We start from the raw sequence: 23712 nt of genomic DNA, 5'->3' as shown, positions 1-23712 counted from the left end.
ACATTAGAGTATAGCCATGACAGGAGTCAAGATGCTTTTTACCCCTGACACAGAGTCGGCGCTTCGCTCAGTCGTCACCTTGGTCAACACGCTGCCCTCAGTGCACACCGAAAATATCGATAATCTCGCTGAGCTGGCGGATTTGGATCGTTTCATCGCCCAGGAGCAGTACTCCGGTTCACGCACCCACGATCAGAAGGAACTGAAGGCTGTTCAGGCTCTGCGGGCACCGCTCAGGGAGCTCTGGAGCGCCAGCGAAGACGAGGCCGTGCAGAAGGTCAATGCCATCTTGTTGCGGGCTAAGGCGATGCCGCAGCTATTCAAGCATGACGGCCTAGACTGGCACCTACATGCCACCTCACGAGAAGCACCCTTGGCCGAGCGAATCTCCGTAGAAGCGGCGATGGCAATGGTCGATGTGATCCGCTCCAAGGAGCTCGACAGGCTCCGGATCTGTGCTGCTCCGGACTGTGACGATGTGATGATTGACTTCTCCAAGAACCGCTCGCGACGTTTCTGCGACACCGGGAACTGCGCTAACCGGGTACACGTCGCCGCCTATCGGGCCCGGAGGGCTGCCAACTAGAACACCAGCACCACTTTGCCGCTCTTATTGGGTGCTCAGCTAGCTAGGCACCCAATAAGAGCGTTAAAACGGTGCTGCAGGCCCAGAAGAACTGGGACTGCAGCACCGTTTTAGCCTGAGCTTACTAGCTGAGACGTGCCGCCTAGCGACGTTTACTTCATCGTGCCCTGGCTCACCGAGCCTTGCAGCTGACGCTGGAAAATAACGTAGACGATCAGCACCGGCACCACGGTGATCACCACAGCAGCGAAAAGCGAGCCGTAGTCAACGTTGTAGTTGGCCCCGGTGGCGAAGGCACCGAGAGCTTGCGAAAGCAAGCGGTTCTCTGGGTACTTGGCATTGAGTGCCACCGCCAGAACGTACTGATTCCACAGACCGACGAAGTTCAAGATCGCCACCGAAGCCAGACCGGGTCTGGCCATCGGCAACATCACTTGGAAGAAGGTTCGCCACTCACCGGCCCCATCGATGGCCGCTGCTTCAGCGATCTCAAAGGGCAGCGATTTGAAAAAGGAGAACAGGAAGAACACCGTGAAGGGTAACGCGAAGGCGGTGAAGACCAGAATCAAGCCGACATGGGTACCCAGCAGTCCCAGACTCTGCAAAATCCCGAACAACGGGACAATGGCCAGGAACACCGGGAAGGTCAGGCCCGCCAGCATGGCGATGTAGATCGCTCGGCTACCCGGGAACTTGAAGCGAGCCAGTACGTAGGCGCACATCGAGCCGAGCAGCATCACCAGTACGAGGGCGCAGCCGACCACAATGACGGTGTTGAGGAAGGCGCCGCCAATCTTGGAGTCCGTCCAAGCATGCAGATAGTTCTCGAAGCGCCACACCGACGGCAGAGCGAAGGGGGCGTCGAAGATCTCCGAACTCGTCTTGAACGAGCTGAGCACCGTCCACAGCAACGGCACCACCACGATGATCGACCAGATCACCAGCACGCCGTGCGAGATACTGCCGACCACCTTATCGCCCACAGAGGACTTAGGCTTCCGGAACTCCGGAGTGCCGGTTCCTCCCGGCTCGGAGGCGTGTGAAGTGGAAATAGTCTGAGTAGCCATCAGTATGAAGTGTCCTTATTTCCGCCGGTCAACCGATTCACCAAAAAGACCAGACCCGCAAAACATAGCGTGAGAATGGCTGCCACCACGGCCATAGCACAGGCCAGGCCGAAATTCCCCTTGGTGAAAGCGGTGCGCAAGAGGTGCTGCGCCATGACCCAGGTGGAGTTCTCCGGGCCGCCGTCGGGGTTGAGCGCCGCCATATAGACGAAGGCGTCCAGGGCCAGGATGCCCATATAGATGAAGCCGGTCTGCACATTATCGCGAATCAGCGGGATGGTGATGGAGACCGCGATCCTGAATCTGCCCGCGCCATCGACCCGAGCTGCTTCATAGATTTCCGCTGGCACGCCCTTGATCGCGGCAATGAACAGCACCATATAAAAGCCGACCAAGCCCCAGACGATCACGAAAATGCTGGCACCCATCGCGGTGCTGCTATCGCCGAGCCAGTTCTTTTCGCCGAGCCCGAAGAGGCTGTTAATCAGTCCACCGTTAGGGGTATACGCCTGGGCCCAGATAATGCCAATCGCAATGGCCGGAATGACGTAGGGGAAGAAGGACACCACCCGATAGAAGCTCGAGCCCTTCAATCCCCGGATCTGCCCGCGGCTCGGTCCGCCGATAGTGACCATGGTGGAGAAGATCAAGGCGATCACAATGGTGATCAGTGGAACGACGATCGCCAGCAATAGATTGTTCATCATGGATTTGACGAACACATCATCCTGGAAAACCTTGACGAAGTTATCCAGGCCAATGAAGTTGAAGGTGGTGGTGAACCCCGACCAGTTGGTCAAGGAGTAATAAATCGCCTGCACAAAGGGCGACACCACGAAGAACAGATAGATGGCCAGCGGAAGCCCTAGGAACACCAGAAAGAAGCTCACCCGGTCGAGGGTCAGCTTTTTCCGGCCACGCCGGACAGCGACCGGGGAGTCGCTGTCCGAGCGTGGTTTGAGTGGAACTGAAGTCACTTCACTTCAACCTTCGTCACCGAGGAGTCGTTGCGGATTTTGTCGAAAATCTTCTGTGACTCGCTGGTCAGCGTCGCCACATCAGACTTGCCGTCAAGGAACGAGTTCCACAGCGTGAGCAGATCCTTATTGGTGCCGTAGAAGTCGTTGAAGTTGAAAGTAAAGACCTTATCGCCCGCACCGTCAATCATCTTGGATTGTGAAACCAGAGCGGTCGAACCAAAGCCATCAGCGGGGACGGTGCCTTTGACGATGGTCGGCGCCAGCTTGGTCTTAGCGAAGTTAGTCGCTGCGTCCTTGGAAAGCATGGTGCGCAGCAGCTCCTTGGCACCGGCCACGTTATTACCCTTCGATGGGATCATGAAGGGCTCGCCCGCAGCACTATGCAGCGCCTCGTAAGGCATCTTGGAGGAACTGCTCACGGTGGGGGCCGGAATACCGGTCATCTTGAAGCCAGCCTTGGTCTGATCCTTCATCTCGTTCTCAATCCACGAGCCGGAAGGGTAGAGCAGCGCATCCTGCTTATTGGTCCACTGCGCCTGTGCTGCCTTGAAGTCGGTGCCCGACCCGCCCGGCACGAAGTAACCCTTCTGCACGGCTTCGGCGATCTTGCCGAGCACGCTCTGAATCGCCGGGTGTGACCAGGCATCGGCCTTGAGGTTTTCCAGGCCGAGCCGGACCTCATCGCCGCCTTCCTTGATGGCCGAGGTGACAGCGAGTTCCATGTAGTAGGTTGCCGCCTGCTTGCCCCAGACGAAGAGCTTCTTGCCCTTGGCTGCAGCCTTGGCGCCCAAATCGAGCGCTTCATCCCAGGTCTTCGGCGGGGTCCAGCCGTTCTCTTCAAAGAGCGAGGCCGAGTACCAGACCGCGTAGACGGTCAGCGCGTAGTTCAGGGCGACGAACTTGCCGTCGAAGGTGCCGGGCTGAGTGACACCCGGGTACAGGGTGTCCTTGATCGCGGTGCCTTCCAGGTTTTTCGCCTCGATCACCGAGTTCAGGTCTTCCAGCTGCGCCAGGATGGTGCTGATGCCGATCGACTTCGCACCGGAGTTATCGAACAGATCCGGCGGAGTGCCACCGGCGAATCGCGGCTGCAGTTCACCGGAGATATCGGTGGAACCGGAGACCTTCGGCGTTACGGTGGAGTGGTTCTTCTTGACCAAATCTGCAGCGAACTGCACATAGTCGGTGCCGTAGCCGCCGTCGAAAACTACCGCGTCGATGGTGGAACTATCGGCCACACCGAACGGGTTGCCATCGGAGACTGCACCGGTCTGCTGGGTGGTACCACCGCCGCCACCGCTAGCGCAGGAAGCCAGCGTGCCGCCGAGCGGAACCAGCACGGCCGCGGCAAGCGCACCGCGCAGGAAACCGCGCCGTTCAAAAGATTTCTGCTGAAGAGACATTTTTAATACCTTTCATGGTTGGTGCGTTTGATTCGGGCTGCTCGTGCTCTCATCCGTCACGTCGGATTCGTTGCCCATAAAGCGCTTCCAGTACGTCATTGTGCTCATCGCCGCCGGGAACATTAGCCGAGATATAGACCGGCGGACGCTCACCGGAAGCAGCCAACCTGGCCACGGTGCCGATGGTGAACAATTGCGCAAGATAAGCCGCAGTGAGCGAAGACACGGCCCCCAGGCCCGTACCGTCCGCCGTTTCCAGGGTGCTATCGCCATAGGGAGCGAGGTTGTCGACGACGACGTCGGCCAGATCGCTAAGGCGTTTTCCGCTGGAGTGTTTCGTGTTCACCGCATTGGTGTGCTGCAGGCTAGTCACCGCAATCAACTGATGGCCGCGAGCCTTAACTTGCAATGCCAGCTCAACAATCGAGCCGTTCACCCCCGAATTGGAGGCAATAATGAACACGTCTTGGGGGTGTATCTCGGTCAGCTCCAGGAGCTCCGTGATACCGGCGGGGTTGCGCTCAAACGAGGAGCCGACCAAGTCATCCACCTGATGATTGCCGCGCAGCACCAAGGTGCGCAACGCAATTTTATTTGTCGGAATCAGACCGCCGGCACGACCGGCGACCTCCATCGCAAAGGCTTCCGAATGCCCGGTGCCGAAGACCTGGATCACTCCATTGTTCTTCACCGACTCGGCGAGCAAGTCAATGGCCGGATCGAAAGCACCGGCAGCCGCTGCCGCATCGAGTGCGCTGAGCCGGCTGGACACCTGCTGGTGAAACTGACTGAACAACTCGCGATCCACCGACTGCTGAGTATCAGATTGCTGTGCTGGCGCCAAGGCTCTGCCTCTTTCGCTCGACCGAATAAGGGGTGATTTGAGTCATCTGTTCAGCCGCGCTGCTGACCTTGCCGGGGCGTCGATGCGGCGCGACCGCAAGCGCCGAAGCCGCCAAGTTGGTGGTGGCGCTGGCAAAATTTTCCTGGGCCACCAGCAGGTAAAGCAGATCGAGAACCAGTAGCTGCACGTGCTTGGCGGAAAGATCATCGGGCTGCAGAAATTGCTCATGCGCGTTGGTGATGATTTGAAAGTCTGCGCCTTCGGCGAGCGGCGAATGCGGATTATTGCTCAACGCGATAGTGGTGGCGCCAGCGATCTGAGCCTGCCGGAGCATCTCGATAGTCTCCTCGGTGCGTCCGGTATTAGAAATACCAATCGCCACACAGCTAGCGTTCTGCCGCGAGGCACTCACCAAGCCGGTGTGTACTTCGGACCAGAAGTGGGAGGGGATGCCGATCCGGTATAGCCTACCTTGCAACTCGGCCGCCATCACCGCACTGCCGCCAATACCGTAAATATCGAGATGCTCACAGAGCGCTATCTGCCGCGCCAAATTCTTCATCAGCCGCAGGTCAAGGACGGCGGCGGTCTCCTGCAGCGAACGAGTGTGCGCATTCATTAAGGTACTGAGCACATCGCGCGGCGAATCATCCGGACCGAAAGCCCTACCAATATCGGTTTTCCACGACTCGCGAGCATCGGAACGACCAACAGCTGCGGCCACGCCAACCCGGAAGGGGGCGTAGCCGGTGTAGCCGATCAGGCGGCAGAATCGGGTGATAGTAGCCGCTGAAGTGCCCGTCTCTTTAGCAAGATCTTTGATAGAGAGCTCAAGCGGCGCCTGGGGCTTCTCGATCAGATAGCGGGCGATCTGCGACATCGCTCCACTCATTTCAGGCAGCTTCGCCTTAATCCGATTGACCACTCCGACCGCAGAATCAACCGCGTAAGGTAACGCTGTCGATCCAATTGCTGTCACAGTGAAAATCCATTTCTTGAAAATGAGTGATGTTGGAAAACTATTCTCATAAGCTAGTGTGTGTCAAGTCACAACCAACACAGATTGATAACAATGCATAATTCCTCGCTAATGCTGGCCATCGATGCAGGCGGCACATCGACCCGCGCGACGCTCCTGAACACCGCCGGTGAATGCTTGGGTTACGGCCGATCTGGGCCGGGAAACCCCGTATCTTCTGGACTTGACCGGGTGATGCACTCGTATCGCGAGGCAATTGAGCAGAGTCTAGAAATGGCCGGACGCGCCCTTGATGACTTCCGCAGCCTCACCATCGCAATGGCCGGGGGCTCTACCCACTCACCCATCAGCGGGATGGCTGAAGCGTTCAAAACAATCAATCCTTCGAGCGAAGTTGTGATTGAATCTGATCTTTTAGCCACGTATTTTTCCGGTACTTATCATGGCGATGGTTATGCTCTGGTCGCCGGAACTGGGGCGGTATGTGCTCGGATCAGGAATTTCAGCCTCGATCGGGTGACCGATGGTACCGGTTGGTTGCTCGGCGATCACGGCTCCGGGTATTGGATCGGCTACCACTGCGCTCGCGCCGTGGCCGCCGATCTCGACGGCATCGGCCCGGCCACCGCCATGACCGCTCTGCTTACCGAACAGCTGGGTTTGCAGCACAGTGCTGCAAGTTTCGAAGGTCGTCCGGCGAGACTGCAAGCCATGATCCAGACGATCTACGCGCTACGTCCTATCGAGCTGGCAGCCTTCGCCGTTATTGTCTTCCAGGCCGCTGCAGCCGGTGATTCGGTGGCCGGTGATCTGTTGAGTAAGGCGGGCCAATTGCTCAGCCATTCACTGCGCACAACCCGTTCCGCTGAAGTGACCGGACCATTGGTACTTGGTGGCAGCATCTTGTCCAGCCGTTCGGTGATTGAAGACGAGCTTGCCTCAGAGCTAGCCGGTCAGGCAGTGTTCCGAGTACCCGACGGTCTAGCTGGGGCCGCACTGCTGGCGCTCAGACATGCTGGGGTAAGAGTGGACCAGGAAATCTTCACTCGAATCGGCAGTAGCCTGAGTGCGCTACGCAGCTAACAAGCAGCCAACAGGCGGCTAATAAGCAGTTAAACAGTCAGGCTCTCGCCAGGGCCGGGCGCACTACCCGGCGCGATTAGCTAGAAGCTGGCGGCTCGGGCTCAGTCGAAGAATGATCCGGCTCAGTACTGGATTCGCGGCTGGCATCTTTGAGTTTCTTCAAGCGATCCTCGGAGCGTAAATTCACACCCGATCCTTCGCTGAGTTCGTCCGGGTTCTCCTTATGACTCATCAAAAGCATCGCGCAAATCACCAGGCAGACGATGAAGGTGACGCCGAAGGCGATGCCGCCGAGGTCGAATCTTATCGCCCGAGCGGAACCAGTACTCACTTTGGCTCCGGTGCCCCCAGTGGCAAAGAAAATCGTTACCACCCCGGCGATTAAAGCGAGCACAGCGGAGAAGATCAGCGGCCCTCTGATGCCCCTGATCTTACTGCTCGGCTTCGGCTGCTCCGCCCCCTCGGCAGAGGTAGCCGGAGTTTCACCGCCACCTTTTTGCTCGGCCACAACCGCTCCTTTATTACCTGCTAATAAGTTTTTCCGTACGCACTGCCCGAACTATTCTACGCCTCGTAGAGATGGATTCTGCCCAGCATCCTCGGTGCCGGGCTTGAGACCAGCCTCGTGTCGGTAACTCAACGCGGCGAGCACCGCCACCACTCCGATAATCACCGCAGAGCCGCCGAGCACCCCGATCGGTGCCCGCGCCGAGGTACCGGCCAAGCTCACCAGGAGAACAGCGGCAAGCAGCGCAATCGCACCAGTGATCAACCAATCCCTGCCCAATACCGTCTGCAGCCGATACCTAAAGCCCAGCACCAGCTCAATCATCCCGGTAACGAATAAGGCAACAGCTGCCGACCAGGCAAAAGCCCTGTTGTCCTGAAGGAAGAACAAAGCAATGCCGGCGATTGCGAACACTAGTAGCTCTAGCCAGAGCCAGCGATGCGCGGCCGGTAAGCCAGCACGAACCAGCAGCAATAGGGACAGTACTGCGGCTGCGGAGCCGAGGAAGTACACCCCGACCGCAATCGCCCGGAATAGGGGACTAATATCGGGCCAGAAAACCGTGAGCAAGCCGAAGGCCAAGGCAATGAGCGCGCGCCATAGAACCGGCCTCCATAAGTCTGGCTTCGCCGTCGGCCGACCGGCCTGCAGACTGCTCACTGAACCTCCATAGGGTGTGCTGAAAAACTCGCTTCGTTCCAGTCTATTCGCTGGGCAGCATTGCGCTAGCTGCACCCGGCACCCCGGTACGCTGCCAGGCGTCGGTACGCGCCCGCAGCAATAGCGTCGCAGCACGAGCCAGTAAATAGCCTCCCGAGAATGCCGCCCAAAGCCAGCCGAGGGCGGTCGAACCGTGCGCGCCTGAGGCACTCACCCAGCCAAGCAAAGGCAGGTAAACCAAAAGCGCCAGCAGGCCAGCCAAGGCCAGGTACCGGGCATCCCCAGCCCCAATCAACACACCGTCCAAGACAAACACCACCCCGGCTATTGGCTGGCTCAAAGCAAGTGCCAGCAATGCGGTGCCAAGGGCCTGATGTACCGAAGGATCGCTGCTAAAAATCCAGCCGAGCCAGGGCGCGCTCAGCAATACGAGGAGGCCGGTGATAACGCCAAAGCCAAGACCCCAGAGCACCATTCTCCGGGTCAACGCCTTGACCATCGGTAGATTTGCCGCCCCCAGCTCCTTGCCGATCAAGGCCTGGGCGGCGATCGCAATAGCGTCAAGGGCGAAGGCCAGGAAACTGAAGATGGTGATCGCAATTTGATGGGCGGCCAGATTGACCGGCCCCTGAGTCGTTGCCACCAGCACGGTGACCAGGATGGCTACCCGCAAGCTGAGGGTGCGCAGCAATAACCAGCTGCCCACCGAGGTCAAGGACAGCAAGCCACGCCAGTGGGGTGCCAGTGAAAGACGCGCGCGGCGGGCGGCGGCGAAGACGATCAGCAAATAGACGGCGGCCATCGCCCACTGGGCAATGGAAGTACCGATAGCCGAGCCAATCACGCCGAGTCCGAACGGATAGACCAGCAGCCAATTGAGCAGAGCGTTGAGCACAAAACCAGCCGCGGCGACCAGCAAGGGCGTCTTGGTGTCTTGCAGGCCGCGCAACACCCCGGTCGCTGCCAGCACCAAGAGCATGGCGGGCAGCCCAGGCATCGAGAACACTAAGTAATCACTCGCCGCCTGTAACACTGCGCCCTGCGCACCCATTAAGCGCAGCAACGGTTCGGCGCACCACGCACCGAGCAAGGCGAGCGCGGCACCGAGCAAAGCAGCCAGCCAGATGCCGTCGCGACCGACAGCGATCGCCTCCTGGCGGCGCCCGGCACCGAGTAATCTGGCCACCGCTGGCGTGGTGGAGTAGGCAAGGAAAACCATCAGCCCGACAGCAGTCTGCAGTAGGGTCGAGGCCAGCCCAACGCCGGCAAGTTGGTCCACCCCGAGGTGACCGATAATCGCGGAATCTGCGATCAGAAACAAGGGCTCGGCGATCAGTGCCCCGAAGGCGGGCAGCGCTAGTCGTAGGATTTCAGCATTAATGCCTTTGCGCATGCCGGTGAGGATCAGTTCTCAGCGTTGGCAGCCGCCACCAAGGAGGGAATTAGACCGGGAAATCGCTGTTCCAGAGCGAGTTCATTGAGTCGTTGTGAGACCACGTGCCCCTCCACCACTCTGGAAATAACGCCAGCCTCACGAAGCACCTTGAAGTGATGGGTTCCGGTGGAGCGAGAAATACCCTCGTATAGCCCGGAACACTGGATTTTATCGCCCGCCACACTCAGCCTGCGCACCATCTCCAACCGAATCGGATCGCTAATGGCAGTCAGCACTTGATTCAGTGGCGCCACCGGAAACTCATCCGGACCCTCAATAACTACATGATCCTGCTCGACTGTCATGGTCATATTCTAACGTGTTTGATGTTCATCAAACCAGCTGCTAGCCTGCTAGGTGTTCGATGGTCATCAAACACAAAGGGAAAACGATGACGACTCCTCGCCCTGCTCTCACTCCGACCACTACCCGGACCGGTAGTTACTGGCTAATGGCCGTGCTGCTCGGTTTAGCTTTAGCAGTCTCCGGCATTCCCTCGCCGCTCTATGCTCGGTATGCCGCTGAGTGGGGTTTCAGTTCGCTAATGCTCACCGTGGTGTTCGCCGCCTATGCGATTGCCGCGCTGATCAGCCTGCTAATAGTGGGCCCGATTACCGACGCGATTGGGCGTAAACCGGTTCTGCTTACGGCGGCCGGGCTGATCCTGATCGGATTGGTGGTCTTCGTGACCGCACAGAATGTGGTTGCCCTGCTGGCGGCTCGCATTGTGCATGGTGCGGCCATTGGTGCGGTGGTGGTGGCCGCGGGTGCCGCGATGCTCGACCTGCGGCCAGCCGATGGCGCACGCACCGGCCGGATCACCGGAGTAGCCTTCAGCATCGGGATGGCAGTTGGCATCTTCGGCACCGCGCTGGCGGCGGAGATGCTTCCCGCTCCGCTGGTAACGCCCTTCTTAATGGTCGGCGGAGTGATGGTTTTAGTCACTATTGCGCTGATTCTGACCGCCGAAACGCATACTCAACGCAGCCGGGCGCGGATTCGCCTTTCCCGGCCTTCGGTGCCGGGCCTGATCAGGACTGACTTCAGCTTCTCAGTATTAGGAGCCGCTGCTTCCTGGGTGGTGCTGGGGCTTTACTTATCCCTGTTTCCCACCCTTGCCGCTCAAGAGACCGGTATCCACTCACTGATCTTCAGCGCTGGAGTAATAGCGGTGCTGACCATCTCCTCGGCGCTGACTCAGTGGTTGCTGGGTGGGCTGTCGGCACGGCTGCTAGCGATTAGCGGTGATGCCCTGATGGCGATCAGCATTCTGCTCAGCATCCCGGTCATTCTCTCCGGGAGCCCCACGCTGATTATCCTCAGCGTTGTGCTGCTAGGCGCAGGCTTCGGACTTGCTTTCAGCGGATCATTCCGTCACCTAAACTCAGTGATCCCCGCCGAGGCCCGGGGCGGGGTGATCTCCGCTTTCTACCTGTGCTGCTACCTAGCCATGGCGGTACCAGCTGTGTTGGCTGGTTGGGCTGCCACAGGCTTCGCGCTGGCAACTGTCTTTACCGTTTTCGCGGTGGTGGTCGCCCTGCTCTGTGCGCTAGCAGCCCTGCTCGGGTTCAGGGTGCATCGAGCCACAACAAGCGCCGGATCCCGCGCGGTGTCCCCAGCTGCCATCGCAGCCGGGGACACCATCGCAGCCGAGCACACAGTGCAGGAAAAGGTCTAGCGTAAGACGTCGAATTGATCGATCACTGCACCGCCGGGGGTCAGTGCCTGAACGTGCATTTTCGAGCTGAGCCCGGCACTGGCCCGCGGGGTGACATCAATACGCAAGAAGGCGAATCCGGTGAAGCGCACCCTTGACCAGTCGATTGTCTCCTTGGTCTTCGCCCGCGGGCTTGACCAAAAATAGCTATCAACTTGCTGATGTTCCTTGAGATTGCCGGCATAGGTGTCCGGGGCCGGGAAGCTATAGAGGCTCTTACCAGCCGAACCAGCCGTGACGTAGACAATGCCGTCGGTCTCGGGCTTAGTGCTGCCACCGATCTCCAAGGGTTTAATCACCTTATTGGCGCGCAAGGAATCGGTGCGCTCATAGACGTGATTGTGTCCCTGGATCACCAGATCGACCTTGTATTGGTCGTAGAGCTTGCCGAAACTGTCCCGGACATGTCCATCGGAAGCGTGCTGATTGGTCGTCGAGTAGGCGCAATAGTGGTGATACGTAATGATGAAGTCAATACCCGGTTGGGCACGGAACTTCTTCAGTTCAGCCTCCAGCCAGATCAGCTGCTTACCCGCCGTATACCCGTTGTTTCCGGTGATCTCCCAGGAGTTGTCATTGCTATCCAGGCAGAGCACGGCGACATTGGAATAGGTGAAGGAATAGACGCTGGGCGCATTCGCAGCGTCAAAGCCGGTGCTCGGGAAATCGAAGCGCGCCTGGTGCCCGCCATAGCCATTGACCGAGTAATAGGCTTCAAGGTCGTGGTTTCCGGTTGCCACCATCCAGGGTGCGGACTGTGCCACCGGCTCGTTCTGAATGAAGAAACGGTCCCAGCTGGTCGCGTCATACTGGTCGCCCACCACGCCGCCGCCGGAGGGGTTGGCATAGCAAATATCGCCGGCGTGCAGGTGGAAGGCGGGCTTGATGCCTGCAATCGCTGTGACGTTGGCTGCCGCGTCCTTGGTGGTTCCTTGATCACCAAAGGCGGTGAACGTGAAGGGCAGACTGCCCGCCGGAGCGGTCTTGAACTCCACTGGAGTATCACCCTGAGCGATCGGATCGTACTCATCGCTGCCGACCAGATAGTAGTACTTGGTACCCGGAATGAGCTGGCTCAACGCGGCATGTAGATAGTACTGGTCAACCGCTTGGTAGGAGACCAGCTTTCCCGGGGTGATGCCGGTATGCAAGTGACGAACCTCGGCAGGCACTTTAGCGCTCAAGGCATTGCCGGAGGTCCCAAACCGCAGATAGGGATTGCGCACCGCCTTGGCGGTCTGCCAGGCCACTGCCACGGTTGTTTGGGGGTTGTTTCCCCAAGCCAGGTGGCGGCCCATTGGCTTGACCGAGGCATCAACCGTTCCGGTCTGCTGCACTAGCAGGGTGGGCGCCTGGAAAGTGCTTGACATGCCAGGTGCTAGGGCGGTGGCTGCCACTGCGGCAACCCCGGAAAAACGCAAGAAGTCACGCCGGTTGACGCCATTGCTCCGGCGATGACGACGGATCTTCTGCTGCAAATACTCATGCTGTTCGGCGATGCTCAGCCGCTCCATTAATTCGTACGGAACGCCCATCTCCGGGATATCGAGCTCATTCATTTCTTGGTCTCCTGAAGGCGAAGGGAACGACGGCGGGAAAACACCACGGCTGCGGCACCGAGCAATAGCAGGACGAAGCCAGCCACTCCCCACCACAGTCCGCTAACGCCGGTCTGGGCCAAATCCGAGGAGGGCGTCGTAGCCCCATCGTGGGGAGCAGCGGTCGAAGCGTCGCTCGGAGCTACTATCTGACTCGCGCTCGGGCTGCTACTTGGATCGGCTGTTGCCACCGGCGTGCTGCTCGGCGTCGCGGACGGGGATGCCGTTGAGCCGAGCACCGTGATGCTGCGCAACAAGGCAGGAGAGTCGGTGTGGCATTTGAAGAACTCATTAGTGGGCACTTCGGAGGCATCGCTGAAGGTGATGTTGACGGTGAAGTCAGCTGGCAGGCGGAGTTCTTTGGTGCCCGGAGTGTCAAAGTTGAACTCATTGAAGCTGAAGCTGCTCTGATAGCTCAGCCCACCATTATTCACCGGCACCTTAGCCTGCAGGGCATCGCCCTGAGTGACCTGCTTAGCGGCCACCTCGACGCCCGGATTAAGGAATACGTTTGCTGCGGTCCAGCCGCGATCAGCGGGAACCGAGTTCGCTGCCAGGCTGAAACTTCCATCGGCATTACCGATTTTGACCGGTTCGCCCGGCTTCACCGGGGCGATCTCGGCTATCCCCAACTTGAGCACTCCGCTGGCCTGAGGGACGTCCCGAGAGCTGCACTGGTAGCTCCCGCTCTGCGCGTCGGCAGCTTCGCTGGGTAAGCCGACAGCAGCCACCAGGGCCGCGGCCAGTGTTGCGGAGGCAAGCATCCGCAGTGGAAATTTCACGCTCATGGGCTTCCTATTCTGAACTGACGAACAATGTCACAGCGTTCAGAATAGGAAGCCTGGCTGAGAAAAGTAGCCTAAGTAAACGAAAGCTTCCAGATGTTCACTCAGGGTTCATTCTGCACACTCATCACCACCGTTTAATCCAATCGACTCGCGATTCGAGCTGCGGGTAGCCGACTTTCTGGAAGGCGGCGGCCATGGGGATATTGCTCATATCGGTATCGGCCACGATCTCCTCGACCCCGCTCTGAAACAACAGCTCGGTGGCCCAGGCGGCCAGTTGCGCAGCATAGCCGTTACCTCGGAAATCGGGATGTACACCGACAAAGGCGAGCGCCCCGCGCACCTCGCTCCAGCGAGCGGCAACCAACAGTCCCACATCATTACCTTGCCGGTCGACCGCGATTCGGAAGCTTTCAATGCCGTCCTGCAGCATATAGGACAGCTCTTCTTCGGAGACCTCAGCCGGGCTGTGGTGTTTCAGCCCCTCCAGATGATGGGCATCCAGGGAACCTTGCAACAGAGCCTGATGCAAGGTGCTGAGCCTGCTTCGATCAGCCGTGCTGAGCTGATCAAAATGCAGCTCGGTGGTACAAGGCTGGAAGGTGCCGTCGGCTTTGACGCATAAATAACTGCGTCGCTCTACGAGCAGCCGGAAGCCAGCCGCGGTGGCAGCTTGAGCAATGACCGGAAGGTCCTTGCTAGGGGTTTCGGATACCGGCGTTTTCACCACCAGTTCAAACTCGCCGAGTTGATACCGTTGTCGGACCGAGTCCGCTGCAGCACTCAGCAGAGCGGCAGCAATCTCCGGATGCTGCTCGGGAAGATCGAAGACATCCAGAATGTACGGCGCGGGATCTTCCCCCTCGGTGGGGCCTTGCGCTGCGATAAAACCGAGCTGCTGACCGCTGGCATCGAGAGCCTGCCAGCACCATTGCGGTCGGCGACGCCCGGCCTGTAAACCGGCGGCGGCGAAACCATCCGAAAAATACCTATTCTGGCTGGGTGTGAAAATGCGCTGAGTTGCTTGTTGCCAGGCGTTAATTGTTGCTTGGTTGTCCAGGGGCTGGACGATGTTAAAAGAGTTCACGGCTTTCCTCTCAGGAAAGTTAAGTGCTCTTCTCTTCCCTTCGCGAGGCCAACTCGGCCGGTCGGGTGGATTGAAGAGCAGAATTAATCGGGGTCAACACGGCGCTCTCCTTTCTCCTGGGGTCTTGCGGCTGAACAGCGACTGGTGACAGTCCTTCAAGACGACTACGCAAACCCTAACATGCGAGGATTGCTGGGTTTCTCGGCATTGAGTGATTATGCTGCCATCTAGAAGTCGGAGCTTTTAGCGATCGGAGCAGGCGTGCAGTTCGAGTTCAGCGGCCAGGTGATCCACTGGCGCGGCCCCTCGCCCTTCCATTTTGTCCGGCTGCCGGATGATCAAGCCGAAGAAATTCGCTCGGTGTCCAGCGCCGTCACTTACGGCTGGGGAATGATTCCGGTACAGGCCACGGTGGGAGCGACTAGTTGGAAGACCTCGCTGTTCCCTAAGGACGGTGGCTATTTACTGCCATTGAGGGACTTCGTTCGAGTCAATGAAGATCTTGAGGTAGGCGAAGCCGTTGACGCGCTGATCGAAATCTAACCTCAGGAAAAATTTATCGACTTAAATCTCCATTAGTACAATTGCAATTGCTCAAATTCTGATTTATCCTGTTCTGGAAAGCAGCTGCTGTCTGCTTTTTTACCGGACTGGTCTTAGCTAAAACCTTGCCCCCCAGCTCGATAGCTAAGGCCAGTTCCACAAACCAAGGGCGGCTGGTTGGAGTGACAACCAGCCGCCCTTTTTTGGCAACGACTCAGGAGCTAGGCCCGGCTCATCGGCTAAGCCTGCACCTCGGCCATCCAGGCTTCTATGCCGCTAGCATCAATGGGCAGTGCTTCGGAGAGTACCTCGGATCCGGTAGCCGTGACCAGCACATTGTCTTCCAGGCGGACACCCATTCCTCTCAGCTCAGGCGGCAGCACCAAATCGTGGGCGTGGAAATATAGTCCTGGCTCGACTGCCATCACCATTCCGGGAGCGAGTTCGGCACCAGAGTAAGCCTCCCTACTGGAACGCGAGCAGTCATGAACGTCTAGGCCTAGATGGTGGCCAATTCCGCAGGTCAAAAAGCGACGGTGATGCTGCCCTTCGGGTGAAAGCGCCTCATCAACCGAAACTGGCAGGATGCCCCAATCAAAGAGCCCCTGCGCAATCACTTCCATCGCGGCGTGATGGAAGTCAGTGAAGCGATTGCCTGGTCGCACCTGAGCGAGTCCGGCCCGATGAGCCTTTTCCACCAGGTCATGTACCTGGCGCTGAGTTTCATTGAATCTGCCCGAGGGCGGGAAGGTTCTGGTCACATCGGCGGTGTAAAAACTGTTCTCCTCAACCCCCATATCGAGCAACAGCAGTTCGTCAGCGAGCACCGGCCCATCGCAGCGGGTCCAATGCAGGGTTGGTGCGTGTTTTCCGCTACCCACAATGGTGCTGTAGCCAACACCGTTACCGTGGGTCCTGGCGTGCCGATCAAAGGTCCCCTGCAACCAGCGTTCGCCGAGCCCATTAACAGCCCGTGGGATTTCGCGGATGACTTCAGCGAAACCGGCGACCGTGTGGTTCACCGCTGATCGCAACTGGATCAGCTCCCAGTCATCCTTAATCATCCGCAGCTCGGAGAGGATCCGGCTGAGTTCCTGACTGCTCCCCAGCTGATGCCGTTCAGTCTGCCGACCGGAGAATTGCCCGGCCACTAGCTGATCTGCGCCGGCTGGAAGCTGGAGGGATTCCAAGTCTCGCACCGGAATCCCCAACGCCTCCGACCATTCCTTGGCGCCAGGAGCGGCACCCACCCACAATTCGCCATGACTCGCATCGGCGAAGAAACCGGGGTCACCAGGATAGGCGGGTTGCGGGGTGTAGAGCACTGCGTCGTGACCACCAGCCTTCGGAGTCAGCACTAAAATCGCATCTTCGATATCCGCACCGGTCAGCCAGTAGAAATTAGAGTCCGGGCGAAACAGGAAATCACAGTCATCGTTCCTGACCGGCGCCACGCCGGACCCCACCACGATAGTCTTGCCAGCCAAGACCTCGCTCAACCGCCCCCGGTGCGCAGCGGCGGCCGAGGCAGCACCTTGAACCACCTGCGGAGTGCGATCCGGAGTTCCCCAGCCGGTCGCCATATAATCGTTGAACGCCTTGATCTCAGAGAGCCTAGGCAGTCGCGGATCGGTCGGGATCCGCGGCGGTTGGATGGTCTCGGTGTTGTTCGCGTTCATCAGATACTTCCTCCATTGTCCGTAATCATCTGGCGCAACCGCTCAAATACTCCCGGCTGGCCAATTCCGTCGTGCTCGAATTCATTAGTCACCCAAGTGCGCAGATTCCCCACTCGTTCTGCCGTCTCGAGTTGCAGCTGGCAGTCGACATACATATCGTCAAAATAGACAGCCGCTGCCACTGGAACTTCATTACTCGCCAGCCGCTCCAAGTCATAGAGCGGTGCGTGCTGCTCGCGCTGGGCCAGCAGATCAGCGGCTGCCCTGAACGGAGCCAGCTCGGAGATCTCCTCGAACATCCAGCGGTAAATCATCTCTCCGGTGAACAGCAATGGCCGCTGATCGGCCGCGAAATCTGGGTGTCGCTGGGCCTCTCGATCGGCGGCCCAATTGGTTGCGCCGTTCGCACCGTGCCGGTAGATGTTCTCCTGTAGCACGGCGAAAAGCGGATTGCCCCGGAAACTGGTGCGGCGCTGCACCGCCTCCAAGAAACCGGAGGCCAGGCTCTCACCGTCGGCTTCAAAGGCTTCATCAAGCAGCCAGTGCAGTCGTTCAAAACCCGGCTTCATACCGAAGTCAAGACCCAAGCTCTGGAATCGTCGCACCGAAAGCCGGTCGCCGTCCGGTAGCCGGATATCTTGCTGCTGCAAAATGTCGGCAATCTTGGCCACCCGCTGCTGGTCATCAGGATATTGCTGGTAGAAGTTGGCGTTCTTTCGTCGGACGCGCGGATAGGTGCGACGGTAGACTTCCTCGGCGGACGGCAGCAACGAGGGCAATCCGCCAGCTATCAGGCAGGATCGTAAAGCCTCCGGGAAGAAACTCAGATAGCTCAGGGTCAAAAAGCCACCGTAGCTCTGCCCCAGGGTGGACCACTGCTGTCCTTGATAGCAGTGCTCCCTCAGGTATTCAGCGTCTCGGATAATTGAATCCGCGCCGAACTTGCTCAAGTAGTCAGCCGCAGATTCAGGCTCGCTGAATGAGGCAAACTGGGCAGCCGAGATCGGCTGGCTACGGCCGGTGCCACGCTGATCGAGAAGCACAATCCGGTAATACTGCAGGGCGGTCTTGATCCATCCCGAGGTCGGCGTCGGCCGCGGTCCCGAGCCGCCGGGCCCGCCCTGCAGGTAGAGCAGAACGGGTACCTCTCTGTCTTTATTTTCTGCTGAGGAAAGTTCCCGCACGAAAAGACTGATCTTCGCCGAATGCTGCGGCTGGGCCCAATCCAGCGGTACCTGGAACTGGCGATCCGTGACGGCAACACCAGCCGACCAATAAGACGAAACTTGCATATACGTTGAGCCTCTCCTCAAATCGCCGCAAACTCAGCGATCTGAATTATTATAATGTGATATTGCACTAATTCCTATAGAGAGCAGGCTTCTCCTACCCCTATTGGACTACCGCAGTTCAGGCCTTTGCCGACGCTCCCGCAACGGTTGCTGTACCGCTCTGATCTGCCGACCGGGTCTGTCGGATATGGTGATACACCAGCTCTTCCATCCCCTGCTGATTGCGCTTCAGGGCAAGCTCAATCATCTCCTGATGTTCTGCGCTCGAGCTACTCAACCTACCCTCGTCCGCAAGCTTTTCAAGACCATACAATCGGCTCATCGAACGCAATTGCCTGACCTGAGTGACAAGGGTTTCATTCCCAGCCAAGGCAAGGAACCTAGCGTGGAATTCAGTATCAAGCCGTAAGTAGGCGATCAAATCACCTTCCTCGGCACTTTTCTGCAAGGTCTGCGCCAACGGCCGCAAAGCATTGACCGACTCTGCTAAGGAATCTTCACAACGCTCAGCGATTGAGCCCATCACGGGCACCTCAATCAGTAACCGCAATTCCACCAGTTCGTCGAGCTTTGCCTGGGAGACTTCAGTGATCCGGAAGCCGGTATTCGGCACCACCTCAACCATGCCTTCACGGACCAACTCAAGCATTGCTTCGCGCACCGGAGTTGCCGAAACACCGAATTGTTCGGCCAGTACCGGTGCGGAATACACCAGCCCCGGCTTGAGGTGACCGGCAATCAGTGCGGCGCGCAACGCTTCCGCCACCTGAGAGCGAATATTGGTCCGCTCCCCAAAAGGTCGCATTGCTGCGAGCTGTGGGTTTGAAGCACGAAGTGAGGATTTTGCCCCCGCAATACTCATTTGCCGTCTTCCTCGAGTAAACAACTGTGAATGTGTCTAAAATCTTGACACTACAACACCAGCTTACCTTTGGCAGTAATTTCACCAGGGAAAGGTGAATATTACCGAGGTGGCAAAACATAGCGATCAGCCACGATTGTTTTGCCTACGCTTCACGCAGTTCGACGGGCAGCAGATGCTGCGGGAACCCTTGATACGCAATCGGGCGAAGGAAGCGAGAAACCGCCGCGGTACCCACCGAGGTACTAGTCACCGAGGTAGTTGCCGGGTAGGGGCCGCCATGCTGCTGGGCGTAGGTCACCGAGACTCCGGTGGGCCACTGATTCCAAAGGATACGACCCGCTTTGCGGCTCAATACCGAGATCAATTCGGCAGCGATCTGATCGTCATCATTGCCGATGATGGTGCTGGTCAGCTGACCTTCAAATACCTCGGCCGCCTGCACCAGCTCCTCCTCATGCTGATAGCTGACAACCAGTGCGGTAGGTCCGAAGACTTCGGCGGTGAGCTGCTTCGGATGTGCCAGCAAACTCTGCAAGGAGGTGCTCAACAAACTCGGGGCCGGCGAACCGTCGGGATCGTCGGCCGCTGAGACCACCAGCTCGACGCCGGGGGCACTGCTCAAATCGCTCAGCGAGTCTCGATAACCTTTCACAATGCGGTCATTCAACAGCGCGGCTGGTGCCGGCCAGGAAGCCGCTTTCAACGCCTCTAAAATTTGGGATTCATCCGGCACGAAGAGGATTCCCGGCTTAGTGCAGAATTGACCAGCACCTAAGGTCATCGAGGTGATGAACTCCTGGGCAATCTGCTCCGGCCGCTGTGCCGCTGCTGAGGCGGAAACGAAGACCGGATTGACGCTGCCCAGCTCACCATAGAACGGAATCGGTTCGGGCCTGGACTGGGCCAAATCGAAAAGCGCCCGGCCGCCTTGGATTGAACCAGTAAAGGAGCCAGCCTTGATCCGTGGATCACTGAGCGCTGCTTTTCCGGATTCCAAGCCGAAGATGACATGAAAAACGCCAAGCGGCGCGCCAGCCTGCTCGAGCGCTGCGCTGACGATCTCAGCCACCGCAAGCGAGAGTCGTGGGTGCCCTGAATGAGCTTTGAGGATGACGCTGCAGCCCGCGGCCAGTGCGGAGGCGGTATCGCCTCCGGCTACCGAAAAAGCGAAGGGGAAGTTGCTGGCGGCGAAAACCACAACCGGGCCCAGCGGGACCTGGCTGCGACGCAGATCCGGCCGGGGGGCACCCATCGGCCACTGCGGATCGGCGTGATCGATCCGCACCTCCAAATAGCTGCCATCCCGCAAGGTCTCGGCAAAAAGCCGGAGCTGAAAAGTAGTGCGCTGCAGTTCCGATCTCAGCCGCGCTTCGGCCAAATGGGTCTCTTGTTGGGCGATTGGCACTAACTGGTCGACCTTGGCGTCCAGCGCGTCGGCCATCGCTTCCAAGCCGCTGGCACGTTGCCCCGGATCGGTCTGTGCCCAAAGCCTGGAAGCAGTTTCCGAATGCGCAATAATCTCTGCCAGCTGTTCCGCGCTGGTGGGTGCTGGGCTGGTAGCTGCGGCTCTCGCCGGGCTGGCCTCTTGAGTGTCAAACATGGCGTCCTTCCGATTCTTGTGGAGTCTCTGTTACGTCGAGTTGGGCCAGTTCAGCGAGGCTGAGCGGCGCGGCGATGGGGCGTTTTTGAATGGGCGCTAACTGCTCTGTGCTGGCTTGGCAGCCCTTTCCCTGGGCACTTAGCTGGCTGGTTGCAAAGCCGCAGATTCGGCCTTGACACCAGCCCATCCCGGCCCGGCTGGTCAGCTTAGTCAGTCGCGGAGTTGACTCGCCTTGCCAGGCCATCGACTCGGAAAGTTCGGCAAAACTGGTTTCCTCACAGCGACAGACAATTGTCTCGGCAGTCAGCCAGCTCGACCATTGCTCAGGAACCGGATAGGCCTGATGCAGCGCGGCAGCAAACCGACCGGATCGGCCAACCGCCCGTGCCAGCCGACGATCCTGCGGCTCGGTTTGGCTCACCGCCGCAGTCTCCCGAACCGCGCTGCGGCCGGCTAACTCACCTTCCTTCAAGGCTTGTACCGAACCGCCTACTCCGGTCGCCTCACCGGCGATGTAGAGCCCCGGCACGCTGGAGCGCTGCCAGGAATCGACAACGGCAACCAAGGAGCCGTCGAGGTCGACCTTGGTTTTAGCGCCCAGGCCGATGATGAGCTCGAGTGCCGGAGTAAAACCCCAGCCCAAAGCCACCAGGTCAACATCTAAACGACGTGACTTGCTGGTGACTCGACCTCGCTGCTCAATACCTGAAAGCGTTACCCCAGAGACCTGATCGGTACCATGTACCTCGCGCACAATGGTGCGTAATTTATAGGGAATCCGGTGCCGCGCAAACGCTGTGGCGTACTGCACTGCCTCAACAGCTTTACCGCCTTGCGGTAGCGCGGCGGCCAAGTGCGGTAACCAGCGGGTAGGGCTGTTCGCCTCGCATACCGCCAACACCTTAACCCCGATTTCCGCTAAGCCGGCGGCAACCGGTAGCAGGAACGGTCCGGTGCCGGCCACCACCGCCCGAGTTCCAGGTGCTATTTGGTTTGCCTTAACCATGGCTTGCACGCCGCCTGCGGCCATCACGCCGGGCAGATCCCAACCCGGCACCGGCAGCTGCCGATCGGCGGCTCCGGTAGCCAATACGAGTCTCCGTGCTGACACGATTTGCTGATCATCGGGCTGGCTCTGCGTCGCATGCAGTCGCAGCGTGGCTGTGCTGCGGAGCAGGAATCCCGGTGCTGCCTGCTGCGCTGAGATGGTCCAGACCTGACGATTCGGCCAGTAGTCGATCAGACCGGCTTTGATCTGCTGAAACAGCGTGGCGCGTAGTGAGCGGTATTGACGCCAATGGTGATGTCCAGTGGATTCCGCCTCGTCGAAATGCTCCAGTTCCGCCTCGTTCGGGTGGCGCCAAAACTGTCCGCCGGTTTGCGCGGCGGAGTCAATCAGCACCACCGTGAGACCCGCCTTTGCTGCGGTGGTCGCCGCGCTGAGTCCGGCCGGACCGGCACCGACCACGGCGAGGTCGTAGCTCTGCTTTGGCTGCACTAAAGCTCCCCCTCGAACTCGGTCTGCTCAGCATGCTGAGCAGAATTGGGTTGAGTCGAATTGGTCTGGGCGCAATTGGTCTGGGCCGTCAGGCTGCTATCGCTGGAAAGCGTCAAGCCCTCTTGTGCCGAAACCAAGCAGGCCCGCTGATTTCGTTCACCATCCACCGTGATCAGACAATCGAAGCAGACCCCGATGCCGCAAAATAAGCCTCGAGGACGGCCGTTTTCCCGGGTAATCCGCCAAGATTTCACCCCGGAGCGGTAAAGTGCCGCGGCAACGCTCTCACCGGGTTTGAAAGGAATCTCCCGACCATCGAAATTGAGTGTCATGCCGGCTCCTCAAATCTCTCCACTGCGAACGGGCTGAGGTCCAGATCTGTCTTGATGCCGAGCAGAGCTTGCACCAGCAACCGAGCTGTGCCCACCGAAAGACCTATCCCCGCCCCCTCATGGCCGCAGGCATGCCACAGCCCGGGGGCTCGAGAATCGGCTCCAATTACCGGTAGATGATCCGGGCAGTAGGGACGGTATCCCCAGTATGTTCTTAGCGCCATCACCGAGCCCAACACCGGAAATAGTTCAATGGCGTTTCGGGCCAGCGCCGAGATCACCGGCACGGAGAGCCGATCGTCAAAACCAACCCGCTCCCTACTTGCACCGATCAGGATGGTGCCCGAGGGAGTGCCTTCGACGACCGGGGAAGTTTGCAAGGCAGCCTGCGAACTAGCCACATCGCCAACGTACTCCGCAGCATAGACCTTATGCCGCACGGTAGGCGGCAATGGTTCGGTGACCAGCACGAAGCCGCGCCGAGGCAGTACCGGTAGCTGAACCCCGGCCAGCTCGGCCACCTGCGCAGCCCACGTGCCAGCGGCGTTAATCACGTTAGCGGCAGCAAAGTCACCCGCAGTGGTGCGCACCCCGGTTAGCTTGTCGGCGGAACGCAAGAAACCGGTCACGGTGGTCATCGTGAACACCCTGGCACCGGCCTCACGAGCCAACCGCAATAAATGCGTGGTGACCAAGATTGGCTGCACTTGGGCGTCCTGGGGGTAATAAGCCGCACCGGCAATGCTGCGGTTCAAATGTGGCTCGCGCTTAAAGACTGCCTCACCCTCAAGTAACTCAACCTCAATACCCTGCTGCCGTTGCTCCTGGGCTAAATCGTGAAGCGTGGCGAGGCTGCGCTGGCTGCGAGCCACTACCAAACCACCCTTCGGCTCGTATTCCCAGAGTTCGGCGTATTCCGCCAATTCGGTGCGCCAAATCCGTTCCGAATACAGGGCCAAGTCGAGTTCCGGACCGGCTTCCTTATCGGAGACCAGCAAATTCCCCTCGCCCCGACTAGAGGTACCCGAGGCAATGCTGCCCTGCTCAATCACTGTCACGCTCAACCCAGCCTTGGCCGCATAATAGGCGCAGGCCGCGCCAACTATGCCGGCGCCGATAATCACCAGATCATCCATTTCATTCCGCATTTCGCTACTCGTTCCGTTGT

The 23712-nt window shown here is 59.0% G+C and carries 23 protein-coding genes; 4 read left to right on the top strand and 19 right to left on the bottom strand.

The window, feature by feature from the left end:
• Nucleotides 1-31: 31 nt before the first annotated feature.
• Entirely contained in the window at nt 32-586 is a 555-nt protein-coding gene (locus tag UM93_RS13875; RefSeq protein ID WP_045076127.1) for a CGNR zinc finger domain-containing protein, read from the top strand.
• 152 nt (nt 587-738) lie between these two features.
• Here UM93_RS13875 and UM93_RS13870 read toward each other — a convergent pair whose 3' ends face one another.
• From UM93_RS13870 to UM93_RS13850, 5 genes are read right to left on the bottom strand one after another with little or no spacing between them, the layout of a single operon-like run.
• Complete coding sequence (locus UM93_RS13870; RefSeq protein ID WP_082057166.1) at nt 739-1653, bottom strand: carbohydrate ABC transporter permease; 915 nt, start codon at nt 1651-1653, stop codon at nt 739-741.
• Nucleotides 1653-2630 carry a carbohydrate ABC transporter permease gene (locus tag UM93_RS13865; RefSeq protein ID WP_045076126.1) on the bottom strand — a complete coding sequence of 326 codons (978 nt, stop codon included), beginning with the start codon at nt 2628-2630 and terminating at the stop codon, nt 1653-1655. Before UM93_RS13865 ends, UM93_RS13870 begins: the two co-directional genes overlap by 1 nt.
• Entirely contained in the window at nt 2627-4036 is a 1410-nt protein-coding gene (gene ngcE, locus UM93_RS13860) for an N-acetylglucosamine/diacetylchitobiose ABC transporter substrate-binding protein (protein ID WP_045076125.1), read from the bottom strand. The genes UM93_RS13865 and ngcE overlap by 4 nt, the downstream gene beginning before the upstream one ends.
• Before the next feature lie 49 nt (nt 4037-4085).
• A complete protein-coding gene (locus tag UM93_RS13855) occupies nt 4086-4880 on the bottom strand; it encodes a sugar isomerase domain-containing protein (RefSeq protein ID WP_234399322.1) in 795 nt (264 codons plus the stop codon).
• On the bottom strand, nt 4858-5859 hold the full coding sequence (locus UM93_RS13850; RefSeq protein WP_045076124.1) for a MurR/RpiR family transcriptional regulator: 1002 nt from the start codon (nt 5857-5859) through the stop codon (nt 4858-4860). The genes UM93_RS13855 and UM93_RS13850 overlap by 23 nt, the downstream gene beginning before the upstream one ends.
• A gap of 93 nt (nt 5860-5952) precedes the next feature.
• On the opposite strand from UM93_RS13850, the gene UM93_RS13845 reads away from it, so the two are divergent.
• On the top strand, nt 5953-6942 hold the full coding sequence (locus tag UM93_RS13845; protein ID WP_045076123.1) for an N-acetylglucosamine kinase: 990 nt from the start codon (nt 5953-5955) through the stop codon (nt 6940-6942).
• Nucleotides 6943-7018: 76 nt separating this feature from the next.
• On the opposite strand, the gene UM93_RS17845 is transcribed toward UM93_RS13845, so the two are convergent.
• Genes UM93_RS17845 through UM93_RS13825 form a run of 4 tightly spaced genes read right to left on the bottom strand, consistent with a single transcriptional unit; the run spans nt 7019 to nt 9850 of the window.
• Nucleotides 7019-7450, bottom strand: coding sequence for a hypothetical protein (locus UM93_RS17845; RefSeq protein WP_199921757.1), 432 nt, complete (start codon nt 7448-7450; stop codon nt 7019-7021).
• A 51-nt stretch (nt 7451-7501) separates the two neighbouring features.
• Nucleotides 7502-8110 carry a hypothetical protein gene (locus tag UM93_RS13835; RefSeq protein ID WP_052663806.1) on the bottom strand — a complete coding sequence of 203 codons (609 nt, stop codon included), beginning with the start codon at nt 8108-8110 and terminating at the stop codon, nt 7502-7504.
• Nucleotides 8111-8153: 43 nt separating this feature from the next.
• Nucleotides 8154-9503 (bottom strand): MATE family efflux transporter, encoded by a 1350-nt coding sequence (locus UM93_RS13830; RefSeq protein WP_045076122.1) that lies wholly within the window; start codon nt 9501-9503, stop codon nt 8154-8156.
• A gap of 11 nt (nt 9504-9514) precedes the next feature.
• A complete protein-coding gene (locus UM93_RS13825) occupies nt 9515-9850 on the bottom strand; it encodes an ArsR/SmtB family transcription factor (protein WP_045076120.1) in 336 nt (111 codons plus the stop codon).
• An 86-nt stretch (nt 9851-9936) separates the two neighbouring features.
• On the opposite strand from UM93_RS13825, the gene UM93_RS13820 reads away from it, so the two are divergent.
• Nucleotides 9937-11223, top strand: coding sequence for an MFS transporter (locus tag UM93_RS13820; RefSeq protein WP_082057292.1), 1287 nt, complete (start codon nt 9937-9939; stop codon nt 11221-11223).
• Here UM93_RS13820 and UM93_RS13815 read toward each other — a convergent pair.
• From UM93_RS13815 to UM93_RS13805, 3 genes are all read right to left on the bottom strand, one after another.
• Nucleotides 11220-12821, bottom strand: coding sequence for a purple acid phosphatase family protein (locus UM93_RS13815; RefSeq protein WP_045076119.1), 1602 nt, complete (start codon nt 12819-12821; stop codon nt 11220-11222). The genes UM93_RS13820 and UM93_RS13815 overlap by 4 nt on opposite strands.
• A complete protein-coding gene (locus UM93_RS13810; RefSeq protein ID WP_045076117.1) occupies nt 12818-13648 on the bottom strand; it encodes an LPXTG cell wall anchor domain-containing protein in 831 nt (276 codons plus the stop codon). Before UM93_RS13810 ends, UM93_RS13815 begins: the two co-directional genes overlap by 4 nt.
• Nucleotides 13649-13772: 124 nt before the next feature.
• On the bottom strand, nt 13773-14735 hold the full coding sequence (locus UM93_RS13805) for a GNAT family N-acetyltransferase (RefSeq protein WP_045076116.1): 963 nt from the start codon (nt 14733-14735) through the stop codon (nt 13773-13775).
• A gap of 261 nt (nt 14736-14996) precedes the next feature.
• On the opposite strand from UM93_RS13805, the gene UM93_RS13800 reads away from it, so the two are divergent.
• On the top strand, nt 14997-15278 hold the full coding sequence (locus UM93_RS13800) for a DUF1905 domain-containing protein (protein WP_045076114.1): 282 nt from the start codon (nt 14997-14999) through the stop codon (nt 15276-15278).
• A 239-nt stretch (nt 15279-15517) separates the two neighbouring features.
• Here the strand turns inward: UM93_RS13800 and UM93_RS13795 are convergent, their stop codons facing one another.
• From UM93_RS13795 to UM93_RS13765, 7 genes are all read right to left on the bottom strand, one after another.
• Nucleotides 15518-16957: an aminopeptidase P family protein gene (locus UM93_RS13795; protein WP_045076113.1), complete on the bottom strand. Its 1440-nt coding sequence runs from the start codon at nt 16955-16957 to the stop codon at nt 15518-15520.
• A complete protein-coding gene (locus tag UM93_RS13790) occupies nt 16957-18249 on the bottom strand; it encodes an alpha/beta fold hydrolase (protein ID WP_045076112.1) in 1293 nt (430 codons plus the stop codon). Before UM93_RS13790 ends, UM93_RS13795 begins: the two co-directional genes overlap by 1 nt.
• A gap of 118 nt (nt 18250-18367) precedes the next feature.
• The gene (locus tag UM93_RS13785) at nt 18368-19111 is read right to left on the bottom strand and encodes a GntR family transcriptional regulator (RefSeq protein WP_045076111.1); all 744 of its coding nucleotides are present in this window, start codon (nt 19109-19111) and stop codon (nt 18368-18370) included.
• Nucleotides 19112-19256: 145 nt separating this feature from the next.
• Complete coding sequence (locus tag UM93_RS13780; RefSeq protein WP_045076110.1) at nt 19257-20714, bottom strand: aldehyde dehydrogenase (NADP(+)); 1458 nt, start codon at nt 20712-20714, stop codon at nt 19257-19259.
• A complete protein-coding gene (locus tag UM93_RS13775) occupies nt 20707-22212 on the bottom strand; it encodes an FAD-dependent oxidoreductase (protein ID WP_045076108.1) in 1506 nt (501 codons plus the stop codon). Before UM93_RS13775 ends, UM93_RS13780 begins: the two co-directional genes overlap by 8 nt.
• Nucleotides 22212-22544: a (2Fe-2S)-binding protein gene (locus tag UM93_RS13770; RefSeq protein ID WP_082057163.1), complete on the bottom strand. Its 333-nt coding sequence runs from the start codon at nt 22542-22544 to the stop codon at nt 22212-22214. The genes UM93_RS13775 and UM93_RS13770 overlap by 1 nt, the downstream gene beginning before the upstream one ends.
• Nucleotides 22541-23692, bottom strand: coding sequence for an NAD(P)/FAD-dependent oxidoreductase (locus UM93_RS13765; RefSeq protein WP_045076107.1), 1152 nt, complete (start codon nt 23690-23692; stop codon nt 22541-22543). Before UM93_RS13765 ends, UM93_RS13770 begins: the two co-directional genes overlap by 4 nt.
• Nucleotides 23693-23712: the final 20 nt, after the last annotated feature.

Origin of the sequence: Psychromicrobium lacuslunae, assembly GCF_000950575.1 — a bacterium.
GTDB classification, from domain to species: domain Bacteria; phylum Actinomycetota; class Actinomycetes; order Actinomycetales; family Micrococcaceae; genus Renibacterium; species Renibacterium lacuslunae.
Note: the sequence above shows the minus strand (reverse complement) of the source record. Positions and strands in the feature narration are given on the sequence as shown.